This window comes from Halomonas elongata (assembly GCF_029081005.1).
Lineage (GTDB): Bacteria > Pseudomonadota > Gammaproteobacteria > Pseudomonadales > Halomonadaceae > Halomonas > Halomonas elongata_B.
This window is the reverse complement of record NZ_JAJQTQ010000007.1, coordinates 130,232-143,514: the sequence shown is the minus strand read 5'-3', so window position 1 is coordinate 143,514 and position 13,283 is coordinate 130,232. Positions and strand designations below refer to the sequence as shown.

General features: G+C 65.3%; 13 protein-coding genes. 6 read left to right on the top strand and 7 right to left on the bottom strand.

Going from position 1 to position 13,283, the window contains the following annotated elements:
• Window positions 1–3: 3 nt before the first annotated feature.
• The gene (locus LU493_RS07550) at window positions 4–807 is read left to right on the top strand and encodes a YiiX/YebB-like N1pC/P60 family cysteine hydrolase (RefSeq protein ID WP_275287174.1); all 804 of its coding nucleotides are present in this window, start codon (window positions 4–6) and stop codon (window positions 805–807) included.
• Here LU493_RS07550 and LU493_RS07545 read toward each other — a convergent pair.
• The 5 genes from LU493_RS07545 to ugpB form a co-directional block, all read right to left on the bottom strand.
• The gene (locus tag LU493_RS07545; protein WP_275287173.1) at window positions 752–1,516 is read right to left on the bottom strand and encodes a glycerophosphodiester phosphodiesterase family protein; all 765 of its coding nucleotides are present in this window, start codon (window positions 1,514–1,516) and stop codon (window positions 752–754) included. The two genes, LU493_RS07550 and LU493_RS07545, sit on opposite strands and share 56 nt — an antisense overlap.
• The gene (locus LU493_RS07540) at window positions 1,483–2,604 is read right to left on the bottom strand and encodes a sn-glycerol-3-phosphate import ATP-binding protein UgpC (RefSeq protein ID WP_275287172.1); all 1,122 of its coding nucleotides are present in this window, start codon (window positions 2,602–2,604) and stop codon (window positions 1,483–1,485) included. Before LU493_RS07540 ends, LU493_RS07545 begins: the two co-directional genes overlap by 34 nt.
• Window positions 2,605–2,632: 28 nt before the next feature.
• Window positions 2,633–3,478, bottom strand: coding sequence for a sn-glycerol-3-phosphate ABC transporter permease UgpE (gene ugpE / locus LU493_RS07535; RefSeq protein WP_275287171.1), 846 nt, complete (start codon window positions 3,476–3,478; stop codon window positions 2,633–2,635).
• An 18-nt stretch (window positions 3,479–3,496) separates the two neighbouring features.
• Window positions 3,497–4,372 (bottom strand): sn-glycerol-3-phosphate ABC transporter permease UgpA, encoded by an 876-nt coding sequence (ugpA, locus tag LU493_RS07530; RefSeq protein ID WP_428994544.1) that lies wholly within the window; start codon window positions 4,370–4,372, stop codon window positions 3,497–3,499.
• 68 nt (window positions 4,373–4,440) lie between these two features.
• Entirely contained in the window at window positions 4,441–5,757 is a 1,317-nt protein-coding gene (gene ugpB / locus LU493_RS07525; RefSeq protein ID WP_275287169.1) for a sn-glycerol-3-phosphate ABC transporter substrate-binding protein UgpB, read from the bottom strand.
• Window positions 5,758–6,072: 315 nt separating this feature from the next.
• Here ugpB and LU493_RS07520 point away from each other — a divergent pair, with 315 nt between their 5' ends.
• Window positions 6,073–6,645, top strand: a complete 573-nt coding sequence (locus LU493_RS07520; RefSeq protein WP_275287168.1) for a hypothetical protein — start codon at window positions 6,073–6,075, stop codon at window positions 6,643–6,645.
• 54 nt (window positions 6,646–6,699) lie between these two features.
• Here the strand turns inward: LU493_RS07520 and azu are convergent, their stop codons facing one another.
• Window positions 6,700–7,167 carry an azurin gene (gene azu / locus LU493_RS07515; RefSeq protein ID WP_275287167.1) on the bottom strand — a complete coding sequence of 156 codons (468 nt, stop codon included), beginning with the start codon at window positions 7,165–7,167 and terminating at the stop codon, window positions 6,700–6,702.
• Window positions 7,168–7,355: 188 nt separating this feature from the next.
• On the opposite strand from azu, the gene LU493_RS07510 reads away from it, so the two are divergent.
• On the top strand, window positions 7,356–8,333 hold the full coding sequence (locus tag LU493_RS07510; RefSeq protein WP_275287166.1) for an NADPH:quinone reductase: 978 nt from the start codon (window positions 7,356–7,358) through the stop codon (window positions 8,331–8,333).
• 34 nt (window positions 8,334–8,367) lie between these two features.
• Here the strand turns inward: LU493_RS07510 and LU493_RS07505 are convergent, their stop codons facing one another.
• The gene (locus LU493_RS07505) at window positions 8,368–9,273 is read right to left on the bottom strand and encodes a MurR/RpiR family transcriptional regulator (protein ID WP_275287165.1); all 906 of its coding nucleotides are present in this window, start codon (window positions 9,271–9,273) and stop codon (window positions 8,368–8,370) included.
• Between the two features lie 159 nt (window positions 9,274–9,432).
• On the opposite strand from LU493_RS07505, the gene LU493_RS07500 reads away from it, so the two are divergent.
• From LU493_RS07500 to LU493_RS07490, 3 genes are all read left to right on the top strand, one after another.
• Window positions 9,433–10,761, top strand: coding sequence for an aspartate aminotransferase family protein (locus tag LU493_RS07500; protein WP_275287164.1), 1,329 nt, complete (start codon window positions 9,433–9,435; stop codon window positions 10,759–10,761).
• 12 nt (window positions 10,762–10,773) lie between these two features.
• On the top strand, window positions 10,774–11,343 hold the full coding sequence (locus LU493_RS07495; protein ID WP_275287163.1) for a carboxymuconolactone decarboxylase family protein: 570 nt from the start codon (window positions 10,774–10,776) through the stop codon (window positions 11,341–11,343).
• A gap of 130 nt (window positions 11,344–11,473) precedes the next feature.
• Complete coding sequence (locus LU493_RS07490) at window positions 11,474–13,273, top strand: SLC13 family permease (RefSeq protein ID WP_275287162.1); 1,800 nt, start codon at window positions 11,474–11,476, stop codon at window positions 13,271–13,273.
• Window positions 13,274–13,283 lie beyond the last annotated feature (10 nt).

Below are 13,283 nucleotides of genomic sequence, written 5' to 3'. Positions count from 1 at the left end.
GGGATGCTCGGACGCCTCGGTGGATGGTTGAGTCATTACCTGAGCCAGCCCCTGCCCGGTGCGCGATCGCTGACGCCCGCGAATCTCGAGCAACTGGCGGCCAGTATCGCGCCGGGCGATGTCCTGCTGGTCGAGGGCAACACCCGAATCAGCACGGCGATCAAGTACTTGACCCAGTCGACCTGGTCCCACGCCGCCCTCTATGTGGGCGAGGCCTATGCCGAGGCAGGGGGTGGCGAGCAGGGGGTGATCGAGGTCGATATCCGCGAGGGCGTTCGCCGTGTCGGCCTGGGCGACTTCACCGGGTTTCACTGTCGCATCTGTCGTCCGGTGGGGCTGAACGACGAGGAACGACGCGCGGTGATCGATCACGTGGGGCGCCGCCTGGGGTATCGTTACGACATGCGCAACATCGTCGACCTGGCACGCTATCTGCTGCCGGAGCCGCCGGTGCCGATGCGCTGGCGGCGTCGTATGCTGGCCTTCGGCAGCGGCGATCCGACCCGGGCGATCTGTTCCACCTTGATCGCCGAGGCCTTCCAGTCGATTCGCTATCCGATCCTGCCACGCATTTCTCAGGCACAGTCGCTGGATCCCGGTTGCTGGGGCTGCGAGATTGAGGTGCTCTATCCCAGGCATTTCACTCACTTCGTGCCGCGCGATTTCGATGTTTCTCCCTACTTCCACGTCATCAAGCCGACCCTGGAGGGACACTTTGATTACCGCCGCCTGAACTGGGGAGACACCGGGGTCACGCCGGATGATGATCGGCCCGAGGCGCCGCGAAACGAGTCGGATCGTCGCTGATCACGCCGTGAACCCCCCAGTCCCAGCGTGGGGCGAAGGCGGTCGGGTCATTGGCCGTGTAGCACAGCAGCGCATGGCCGGCCTGGACGATGTCACGGGCGCGGGAGGCGCGCAGGCGGCGCCAGTCGACGTGCACGCTGTAGGCGTCGATGGCGTCGCAGCGGGCGGCCCAGTCGCGAGGGACCCGCTCGAACAGGGCGCCCAGGGGAAGGCGCTCGGAGGGCGCCTGGCGTCGAGCGTGGGCCAGGGCAGTGACATCGAAGGACGAGACGATCAATCGCTCGGCTGGCAGGGCCTCGAGCAGTAGCGGCAGGGCGCGTTCGACCAGAGCCAGGGGATCGCGGCCGCGGTTGACCTTGAGTTCAAGGTTGAGACCCAGCTCCCGTTCGTCGATCAACGTCAGCATGCGTTCCAGGGTCGCCATGGGTTCGCCGGCGAAGGTGGCGTCGAACCAGCTGCCGGCATCGAGTCGTCCGGCCAGGGCGAGGTCCAGGTCGGCCAGTCGGCCGCGCCCGTTGCTGCAGCGGCCGACATCCCGGTCGTGCCAGATCACCGGGGTGCCATCGCCGAGCAGTTGCACGTCCAGTTCGACCCAGCGACAGCCGGCCTCATGGGCCGCTCGCACGGCGGCCAGGGTGTTTTCCGGCGCTCGGGCGGAGAGGCCGCGATGGGCGATCAGGCGAGGCGGGACGAGGGGCTGCTGGGGCATGAATGGGCATCCTTGTCATCGAGTCGTCGACCGTTTTCGAGGTCGAAGAGGTGCAGGCGGCTGGCGTCGGGGCGCAGATACAGCCTATCGCCTTCGGCCACTGGCTGGACACCGTCGAGGCGTGCCACCAGCGGATCGTCCTGACCGTCGAGCCTGACGTGGGCGAGGGTATCGGCACCCAGGGGTTCGACCAGTTCGACCCGAGTGGTCAGGGTCGTGTCGTCGGCTTCGGCGACCCGTGATAAATGTTCGGGGCGGATGCCCAGGCACACGGCATGATCGTTGGCATCATGGGACGATGGCGCCGCGATTCGAGTGCCGCAGGGCAGCGTCAGGGTGTCCCCCGTGCAGCGGGCATCGAGGAAGTTCATCGCCGGCGAGCCGATGAAGCCCGCCACGAAGCGGCTGGCGGGGCGCTCGTAGAGGTGCATCGGGGTGCCCACCTGTTCGATATGGCCGCCGTTCATCACCACCAGGCGATCAGCCAGGGTCATGGCTTCGACCTGATCGTGGGTGACGTAGACGGCGGTGACGCCGAGACGCTTCTGGAGGCGACGGATCTCGATGCGCATCTGCACGCGAAGCTTGGCGTCGAGGTTGGAAAGCGGCTCGTCGAACAGGAACACCTTGGGCTCGCGAACGATGGCGCGACCCATGGCCACGCGCTGGCGCTGGCCGCCGGAGAGCTGACGGGGACGACGGTCGAGCAGCTCCTCGAGGCCGATCAACCGGGCGGTCTCCTCGACCTTGCGACGGCGTTCGTCCTTGGGAACTCCCCGGTTCTTCAAGGCATAGCCCATGTTGTCGGCCACGCTCATGTGGGGATAGAGGGCGTAGTTCTGGAACACCATGGCGATATCGCGCTCGGCGGGTTCCAGATCGTTGACGCGCTGGCCGTCGATGGCGAGCTCGCCGTCGCTGATCGATTCCAGGCCGGCCAGCATGCGCAGCAGGGTGGACTTGCCGCAGCCCGAGGGGCCGACCACCACGATCAGCTCGCCGTCGTCGATCGCCAGATCGATGCCGTGCAGGGCGGTGAAACCATTGGGATAGGTCTTGCGCAGGGCGTCCAGAGTCAGGGTTGCCATGGGATATTCAGTCCATTCAGTGAAGCGGTCATTTCTCGGCGTCGACCAGCCCTTTCACAAAGTAACGCTGCATCAGCACGATCACCGCGACCGGCGGGAGCATCGCCAGCAGGGCGGTGGCCATGACGGCTTGCCAGGGCACCAGGTTGTCGGCCGAGGACAGCAGACGCTTGAGGCTGACCATGATCGTCATGTAATCCGATTCGGTGGTGATCAGCAGCGGCCAGAGGTACTGGTTCCAGCCGTAGAGAAACATGATCACAAACAGGGCGGCGATGTTGGTCGTCGACAGCGGCAGCAGGATGTCCTTGAGAAAGCGCCAGGGGCCGGCGCCGTCGACCCGGGCCGCCTCGAGCAGCTCCGGCGGCACGGTGAGGTAGAACTGGCGGAACAGGAAGGTCGCCGTGGCGCTGGCGATCAACGGCAGGATCAGCCCGGCATAGGAATTCAGCAGGTTGAGATCGGCCGCGATCTTGTAGGTGGGCATGATGCGCACCTCCACCGGCAGCATCAGGGTGATGAAAATCAACCAGAAGCAGAGCCGGCGCAACGGAAAGCGGAAGAAGACGATGGCGTAGGCGGCGAGAATGGCGATGAAGATCTTGCCGCAGGCGATGCCCAGCGCCATGACCGTGGAATTGAGCAGCAATCGGGTCACGTCGGTACCCAGCCGGGACACCGGTTCGCTGAGCACGGCGCGGAAGTTGTCGAGCCCTTGATCACCGAACCACAACGGCGCGGTGCCGGTGTACAGCGAGGCCTGGTCGTGGGTGGCGGCGGTGAAGGCCAGCCACACCGGCAGGCAGAAGGCGAGCAGGGCCAGGATCAGCAGCGCATGGCTGGCGATGTCGAGGCCGGGACGGCGATAGCGCATCGTGATGGTTCTCCGGGGTCAGTACTGGACCTTGCGTTCGAGATAGCGGAACTGCAGCAGGGTCAGCAGTCCCACCAGCCCCATCAGCAACACCGACTGGGCCGCGCTGGAGCCCAGGTCGTAGCCGATGAAGCCGTCCTCGAAGACCTTGTAGACCAGGGTTCGGGTAGCGCCGCCGGGGCCGCCGGCGGTGGTCGCATCGATGGTGCCGAAGGTCTCGAAGAAGGCGTAGACGCTGTTCATCACCAGCAGGAAGAAGCTGGTCGGCGACAGCAAGGGAAAGGTGATGGTCCAGAAGCGTCGCCAGGGTCCGGCGCCATCGATGGCCGCCGCTTCCAGCAGGCTCCTTGGAATGGCCTGCAGTCCGGCCAGGAAGAACACGAAGTTGTAGCTCATCTGCTTCCAGATAGAGGCCATCACCACCAGCGCCATGGCCTGGCCGCCGTTGAGCTGGTGATTCCAGTCGACGCCGAGCGCACCGAGCCAGGCGCTGACCAGGCCGAGTTCGGGATCGAGCATGAACATCCACAGCACACCGGCCACCGCCGGTGCCACGGCATAGGGCCAGATCAGCAGCGTCTTGTAGGCGTGGGCACCCTTGATCACTCGGTCGGCGAGCACCGCCAGCAGCAATGCCAGCGCCATGGCGCCCAGTGCCACGCCGACGCTGAACGTCACGGTGATACCCAGCGCCCGGTAATACTCCGCCGAGGCGAGCACGCGGGCGAAGTTCTCGAAGGCGACGAAGGTTCGGCCGAGGCCGAAGGGGTCCTCGACATGGAAGGCCTGGAGTACTGCCTGGGCGGCCGGCCAGAAGAAAAAGACCGCAACGATGGCCAGTTGCGGAGCCAGCAGCAGCCAGGGGGTGAGGCGGTGACGTTGAAAAGTCGCCATGGTCATCCGTCTTGGCTATCAGGGAAGGGCCGGAACGTCCGGAGACGTTCCGGCGGAGGCGTGCCGGTTCAGCCGTTGGCTTGCTGGAAGCGTTCCAGCAGCTCGTTGCTGCGACGCACGGCTTCGTCCATGCCTTCCTGGACGCCGATGTCGCCGTTGAAGATCTTCTCCAGCTGCTCCTCGATCACATCACGGATCTGCGGCATGTTGCCCAGGCGCAATCCCTTGGAATTGGCCGTGGGCGTGACGCCGGTCATCTGCTCGATGGACACGGCGCTGCCGGGATTCTCTTCGTAGAAGCCCTGCTGCTGACCGAGCTCGTAGGCGGCCTCGGTGATCGGCAGGTAGCCGGAGAACTGGTGCCAGTCGGCCTGCACCTCGGCGGAGGAGAGATAGTCGAAGAATTCGGCCACACCCTGGTAGACCTCATCGCTCTGCCCTGCCAGGACCCACAGCGAGGCGCCGCCGATGATGCTGTTCTGCGGCGTGTCGATGACGTCGCTCGAGTAGGGCAGCGGTGCCACGGAGAACTCGAAGCCTTCGGCGTTGGCGCGAACCCCGGCGAGGGACGCGGAAGAGGCCATCAGCATGGCGCAACGGCCGGTATAGAAGGCCGGTGCGGCTTCGTCGAAGCGGCCGCCATAGTCGAAACGGCCATCCTGCTGCCAGTCGGTCAGACGCTGAATGTGGTCGACGACGTCGGTCTCGTTAAGCGTCAGTCGTGCGTCCAGGCCGCCGAAGCCGTTTTCCTCGGTGGCGAAGGGCAGGTCATGCCGAGCGGAAAAGTTCTCGAGCTGGATCCAGGAGGGCCAGGTCGTGGTCATGCCGCATTCGGCGGCGCCGGAGTCGACGACCTGGCCGAGGACGTCGCCGAGGCCTTCCCAGGTGGCCGGTACCTCATCCACGCCGGCTTCGGCGAGGATATCGCGATTGACGTAGACCACCGGCGTCGAGGAGTTGAAGGGCATGGACAGCATCTGGCCGTCGGCGGTGGTGTAGTAGCCGGTCACGGCGGACAGGAAGGCGTCCGGGTCGAAGTCGAGGCCTGACTCGGCCATCAGCTCGTGCGCCGGCACGATGGCGCCTTCGGCATTCATCATGGTGGCGGTGCCGACCTCGTAGATCTGCACGATGGCCGGAGCCTCATCGGCACGGAAGGCGGCGATGGCGCCGGTCATGGTCTCGGAGTAGTTGCCGCGGAACGATGGCTTGACGACGTAGTCGTCCTGAGTGTCGTTGAAGTTGGCGGCGATCTCGTCGACCTTGTTGCCCAGTTCGCCGCCCATGGCGTGCCACCAGGCGATCTCGGTGGCGCCCTGGGCGGAAAGCGACAGGCCGGCGGCGGCCATCCCCAGGGTCAGTGCTCCAGCGTGAATACGCGACATCGGTGTCTCCTTGTCTTGTCGGGTCTTGGCACATTAGGTCACGACGATGACAGCTCCATGAAAGCTAGATCACGACATCGAGGGTCGCCATGCTGCGGATGCGAGATGCGAGATGCGAGATGCGAGATGCGAGATGCGAGATGCGAGATGCGAGATGCGAGATGCGAGATGCGAGAGGCGAGAGGCGAGAGGCGAGAGGCGAGAGGCGAGAGGCGAGAGGCGAGAGGCGAGAGGCGAGAGGCGGGGGAGCGTGGTGGGTGAATATGATAGGCTGCGCGGCTCATATCGAGGCGTGTGACGGACGAGGAAGAATCGATGAGAGTGGTGCATGTCAAGAACGAGGCCCAGCGCGAGGCGTGCCTGGCACGGCTGTGTGCCGAGGTCTATGGTCACCAGGCCGGTATCGCGCCGCTGGCGACCTTCGCCGGCGTGTTGGGGGTGCTGGTCAAGCAGGAGGCGGCTCGTGTGCTGGCGCTGGTCGATGATACGTCGCAACCGGTAGCGCTGGCGCTCCTGGCGTTGGACGAAGCGGGGGAAGGCATGAATGTCATGCAACTGGCCTCGCTGGCCGAGGGTGACGCGACTGACCCGGCCGGGCGTCTGGTTGCCGAGCTGGCCTTGCGGGCGCCCTTGCGCGTGGATGCCGTGAACGAGGCGCAACAGCAGCGTTTCGAGGCTGCCGGTATCAAGCGCTGGTTCGATGGCAAGAGTGGCGTACGTATCGGGCTCGGCCCCAAGCATCCCGCCTCGGGTCTCGATGACCTGCCGCGTACACTGACCGTGGATGAAAATGCGGTGGCGCAATCCTTCAAGCGTGACCGTGATGCCTTCGAGGACTACAAGCGTCGCTTTATCCGTGGGCTGGAGTCGTTTCCTCTTTCCCTGTGAAGGGCGGAAAGTCCGGCCTCGACGCCCGGCTTTCCCGGGCGTCGAGGCGAGTCATTACTCTTCGGTCACCGTGAAGGTTCCTTGCATGGAGGCAAAGTGACCGGGGAAGGAGCAGAAGAAGGTCAGGTCGCGGCCCGCCAGGCCCTCGGTGGAGAACTCGATGCTGGTGCTTTCACCACCGCCGATGATGTCGGTGCTGGCAAGGACGCGGTCGTCATCGGCCGGCAGGTAATCGTTCTCCAGTCCGGCCTTCATGCCAGCCTGGGACAGGGCCTGGGCATCCTCGGTGGAGGAGAGCACCCAGTTGTGTCCCATCACGTTGGCCTCCATCGAGCCGGTGTGCTCAAGGGTCAGCGTGACCGTCTCGCAGCTGGCGGGTACGCTCATTGAATCGGTGTCGAACTGCATCTGATCGTTGCTCTCGACCGTCAGGTTGCAGGCCTCGTCGTCGGCGGCCAGGGTCGGTGCACTGGTCAGGGCGGCCGCGAGGCTGACGGCGGTCAACATCCAGGTGATTTTCATGATGACGCTCCTGTTTGGTGTGTCGTCAATAAAGTTGTATTTCTGTATACACAATATCCATTGTTTTGTAGCCAGTTGAATCTGTCAAGCGACTTCGAATGTCGGACCGACGAAGGCCGACTTGACCCGGTGCCAGCAGGGCGCTTGACTGGGTCTCCAGTTCGTTAGCGGCATAAGGAATACGTCCCATGGCCAAGCGTATCGAGTTTTCCCGTACCGGCGGCCCGGAGGTGCTCGAGTTCGTCGATGCCTCTCCTGTCGAACCGCAAGCCGGTGAAGTGCGGATCCGTCATCAGGCCGTCGGCCTGAACTTCATCGATATCTATTTTAGAACCGGTCTCTATCCCGCGCCTTCGTTGCCTTCCGGCCTGGGTACCGAAGGGGCCGGCATCGTCGAGGCCGTGGGAGACGGCGTCGAGCATCTCGCGGAGGGGGATCGGGTGGCCTACGCCCAGGGCCCCCTCGGCGCCTACGCCGAGCAGCATGTCGTGCCGGCCGACAAGGTCGTGGCGTTGCCCGACGGGGTCGACTGCGAGACGGCGGCGGCATCGATGCTCAAGGGGCTGACCGTGCAGTACCTGCTGCGCCAGACCTACCCGCTCCAGGGCGGCGAGACGATCCTCTTTCATGCCGCCGCCGGCGGCGTGGGCTCCATCGCCTGTCAGTGGGCCCGGTCGCTCGGCGTGAAGCTGATCGGCACGGTCAGCTCTCCCGAGAAGGCGGCACTGGCCAAGGGCAATGGTGCCTGGGCGACCATCGACTATACCCGCGAGGATGTCGTCGAGCGGGTGCGCGAGCTGACCGGCGGGGCGATGTGCGACGTGGTCTACGACTCGGTCGGCAAGGATACCTGGGAGACGTCGCTGGACTGCCTGAAGAAGCGTGGCCTGATGGTCAGCTTCGGTAACGCCTCGGGGCCGGTCGAGGGCGTCAATATCGGCATTCTCAATCAGAAGGGGGCACTCTACGTGACGCGGCCGAGCCTCAATGGCTATGCCGACACGCGCGAGCGCCTTGAAAGCATGTGCATCGACCTGTTTGCCATGCTGGAGAGCGGCGAGGTGAAGATCGATATCGCCCAGCGCTTCCCGCTCGCCGAGGCGGGCAAGGCCCAGGAGGCGCTGGCCGGGCGCCTGACCACCGGCTCCACTATCCTGTTGCCTTGATGCCCTGCTTCGAGCCGCCCTGTAACGGGCGGTGTCACAGCGAGGCGTCGAGTTCGCCGATCAAGCGTTCGCGCCGCTTCAACGCGGCGAGCCCGGTATCGCCGAGCCGGCTCGCCGCCTCGCTCAAGAGTCCTTCCACCAGCAGCATGAAGGCGCACATGCTGTTGCTGAAGAACAGGCTGTGGTTGGGTACCGGAAAGCTGTAGCGGGCCACCCTGGCGAGAGGGGATCCCCTGGAGTCCGTCAGGGCGATGACGTGAATGCCCTGGCGAGCCGCTACCTCAGCGGTGGCCAGCACGCTGGGGGTATAGGGAAAGCAGCTCGCCACCACCAGGACGTCGCCCTCCTCGAGCTGGGCCAGGGCGTCCGCGACGCCGTGCCGTGCGGCATCGAGCGGTGACACGTCCGGGCGCAGCATGCCCAGACCGTAGGCCATGAATGACGCCAGCGAGGCGAATTGACGCATGCCGTGTACTCTCACGCGACGCGCCTCGACCAGCAACTCGGCGGCCCGCACGAAAGCCTCTCCATCGACTCCCGCCACCATGTCGCCGATATTGGCGCTTTCCTGGCGACCCAGACGAGACAGTCGGGCATGACCATCGTCGTCGCCCTCACCGTCCAGCAGGCGGGAGACCTGGTCGCTGTAGAAGCTCTTGCCTTCGGTGACATTGCGGCGGAAGACATCCTGCAGGCCGGCGAACCCATCGAACCCCAGGCGCTGCGCCAGGCGGGATAGCGTGGAGGGGCTGACGCCCAGGCGTTCGGCCAGGTCGCTGATCGAGGATACCGCCGCCTGCTGGGGGGCGCTGACCAGTGCGGTCAGGACATGGCGCGAGCGCTTGCCCAAGCGAACTGAGCCCTCGCCACCCTCGATATCGGCGAGCAGGTGCTCGAGGTCTCCGAGCGTTTCGGGGCGGCGAGAAGCGGGTGACGTCATGGGGGGATTCCGGGAATGTTGCTGAAGCGATTGGCGTTCGGACGGGCATTGTAGCGTCCGGGGAAGGTGGCGTCAGTGAAGCGTGGCTTTAATTTGCAAAAATATTTCCTTTTTAACAGAATAGTAAATATCGTTGCTTAAATGGCCCGGGAGGGCAGCATGAGTCACGTCTTTCATCGTCATCTCGAACAGCATTACCCCACCGCCGTGGGCGGTGAGGGCCCCTATCTGATCGACGCCGAGGGGCGTCGTTACCTGGACGCCTGTGGCGGCGCCGCCGTGTCGTGCCTGGGCCACAGCGACGGCGAGGTGATCGAGGCCATTCGCGAGCAGGTTGGTCGGCTTGCCTATGCGCACACCTCCTTCTTCACCACCGAGCCGATGGAGGCACTGGCCGATTTCCTGATCGAGCGGGCTCCATCCGGGCTTTCATCGGTCTATTTCGTGTCGGGCGGATCCGAGGCGATTGAGGCGGCGCTGAAAATGGCGCGCCAGTATTTTCTCGAGCGGGGCGAACCTCAGCGCAAGCACCTGATCGCACGTCGCCAGAGTTATCACGGCAATACCCTGGGTGCGCTGGCCACCGGTGGCAATGCCTGGCGGCGGCGCCAGTTCGAGCCGATGCTGGTGGAGGTGAGTCACGTCAGCCCCTGCTACGCCTATCGCGGCCAGGCCCCGGACGAGACGCCGGAAGCCTATGGCGAGCGCCTGGCCGCTGAGCTGGAGGCCGAGATTCAGCGCCTGGGGCCCGAGACGGTCATGGCCTTCGTGGCCGAGCCGGTGGTCGGGGCAACGCTCGGTGCGGTGCCGCCGGTGCCGGGCTACTTCAAGCGGGTGCGCGAGATCTGCGATAGACACGGCATCCTGCTGATTTTCGATGAGGTAATGTGCGGCATGGGGCGTACCGGCAGTCTGTTCGCCGCCGAACAGGAGGGCGTGACGCCGGACCTGGTCACCGTCGCCAAGGGCCTGGGGGCCGGCTACCAGCCGATCGGCGCGACCCTGGTCAGCGAGCGGATCCGCGCGACCATCGCCGAAGGCTCGGGCTTCTTCCAGCACGGCCATACCTATATCGGCCACGCCACCGCCTGTGCCGCCGCGCTGGCGGTGCAGCGCGCCATCGAATCCCGTGACCTGCTGCCCCGCGTGCGGCGGCTGGGCGAGGGGCTGCAGCAGCGTCTCGAGAAACGTTTCGGTGACCACCCCCATGTCGGCGATATTCGTGGGCGAGGGCTGTTCCGCGGCCTCGAGCTGGTGGCCGATCGCGACGACAAGACGCCGTTCGACCCGTCGCGCAAGTTGCATGCCGCCATCAAGCGCACCGCCATGGACGAGGGACTGATGTGCTATCCGATGGGCGGCACCATCGATGGCCAGTCGGGCGATCATATCCTGCTGGCGCCGCCGTTCATTCTCGAGGAAGCCCACCTGGACGAGATCGTCGACAAGCTTGATGCGACACTGAAGACCGTCCTTGGGAAGCACTGAAGGAGACCGACCATGACCATCGAGTCCCGACTCTCTACGCTGGACGAGGAGCGGATGGACGCGGAACAGCGCCGCGTGCTGGATGCCATCCTCAGCGGCCCGCGCGGCAACCTGGATGGCCCCTTCCTGGCCTGGGTTCACAGCCCGGCACTGGCCGATCACGCCCAGCGCCTGGGTGCCTTCTGCCGCTATGACACCCGCCTGGAACTGAGACTGACCGAGCTGGCGATCCTGTTCACCGCTGCCTGGTGGCAGTCCCAGGCGGAGTGGCAGATCCACGAACCTATCGCCCGCGAGGCCGGCGTTCAGGAGGCGGTGATCGATGCCCTGCGCGAAGGGCACGAGCCGGTCTTCGAACATGACGACGAGGCGCTGGTGGTGCGTCTTGGCCAATCGCTCTATCGCACCCGGCGCGTCGATGACACGCTCTACGACGAGGCCGTGGCGGCCTTCGGCGAGCCGGCGGTGGTCGAACTGGTGGGCGTGTTCGGCTACTACGCCCTGGTGGCCATGACGCTCAACGTCTTCGAGGTGCGTCGCGGTAGCGGTCCGCTGCCGTTTCCCGAGCCGCCGGTCTCGTGAAGGCTCCGGGGAAGGCCGCGTGAAGCCCCGAGACGGCGCCGGACAGCGGATTCGGACAGGCAGAGTGTTCCCGGCGGTTCCGATGCGGCTATGCTGGTGGCATCGCCATTGTCATGGATGACCGAACCGCATGGCCGACAGCACCCTGGTATTCACGCTTCTGGGCCTGACCCTGACCGCCTTCGTCTGGGGGCGGTTTCGTTATGACCTGGTCGCCCTGGCCGCGTTGTTGACGGCGGTATTGATGGGACTGATACCCGCGGAGGAGGCGTTTCTCGGCTTCGGTCACCCGGCGGTGATCACGGTGGCGGCGGTGCTGGTTCTCAGTCGTGGATTCGAGCGCTCCGGCCTGGTCGATCTGATCGCCGAACAGGCGCTCAAGGTCGGCGATCGCCTGTTGCTGCAACTGCTGGTGCTGGTCGGCACGGTGCTGGTGCTTTCCGGGGTGATGAACAATGTCGGTGCCCTGGCGTTGATGTTGCCGGTGGCGATCCGCATGGCCCGCGAGCATGGCACCCCGCCATCGCTGCTGTTGATGCCGTTGGCCTTCGGCTCACTGCTGGGCGGCTTGACCACCCTGATCGGCACGCCACCCAACATCATCATTTCCAGTTATCGCGGCTCCCTGGGCGCCGAGAGCTTCGGCATGTTCTCGTTCTTTCCCGTGGGCGCGGTCGTTGCCCTGGCGGGGCTTGCCTTTATCGTGCTGCTGGGCTGGCGCCTGGTGCCCAAGCGTGCCGGCAGCGCTTCCACCGAGGCGATGTTCGACACCGCCCATTACCTGGTGGAACTACGCGTCCCGGAAAAGGCCAGGGCGGACGGCTGGACCCTGCACGAACTGCGCCAGGCCGTCGACGAAACCATTCCGGTGCTGGCGGTCGTCCGTGGCGAGCAGCGTCATGCCGGGCATGCCTTTCATGGCGTGCTGCGAGAGGGGGACATTCTGCTGGTGGAGGCCGGTCCCGAGGAGATGAAACTGCTCGAGGACAAGGCCGGCCTGGAGGTCGGTCCCGAACCCAGTGACGAGCCCGCGTCAGGCGAAGAAAGCGAGGAGGTCGGGGCGGTCGACACCGAGGGGTTGCAGCTGGTGGAGGCGGTGGTGCGCAACGATGCCATGATGATCAATCGCACCGTGGCCCAGTTGCGCCTGCACAATCAGTATGGCTTGCACCTGGTGGCGGTGGCCCGGGATGGCGGCCGGCTCAATCAACGGCTGCGGGATATTCGCTTTCGATCCGGTGACGTGCTGTTGCTGCAGGGCGGCGAAAGCGAGCTCGCCGAGAGCCTGGCGACCCTGGGCTGCCTGCCGTTAGCCAAGCGTGACCTGACAATCGGCCAGCCACGCCTGCTACTGGTGTCGGTGATGATCTTCGCCGTCGCCATCCTGGCCATGGTGCTGGATCTGTTGCCTTCATCCGTGGCGCTGGCCGGGGCAGCGCTGATCTCGTTGCTGGCGGGAGTGCTGCCGCTGCGCGAGGGGTATCAGGCCATCGACGGGCCGGTGATCGTCTTGCTGGGCGCGATGATTCCGGTGGGGCAGGCGCTGGAGACTAGTGGTGGAGCCGCCTTGATCGCCGAGGCGATGCTGGCGCTGGGCAGTGACTGGCCGGTGGTGGTGACCCTGGCGGGGCTCTTCCTGCTGAGTACCCTGCTGTCCAACGTGGTCAACAACGCCGCTGCCGCCTTGTTGATGGCGCCCATCGCGGCGAGCCTGGCCAAGGGCTTCGATGCCTCCCTGGATCCCTTCCTGATGGTGGTGGCGGTCAGCGCCTCCTGTGCCTTCCTGACGCCTATCGGGCACCAATCCAATACCCTGGTGATGGGACCCGGCGGCTATCGTTTCGGCGATTACTGGTGGCTGGGGCTGCCGCTGTCGCTGGTGGTGATGATCGTGACCGTGCCGATGGTGTTGTTGGTCTGGCCTCTCTGAAGCCGTGACG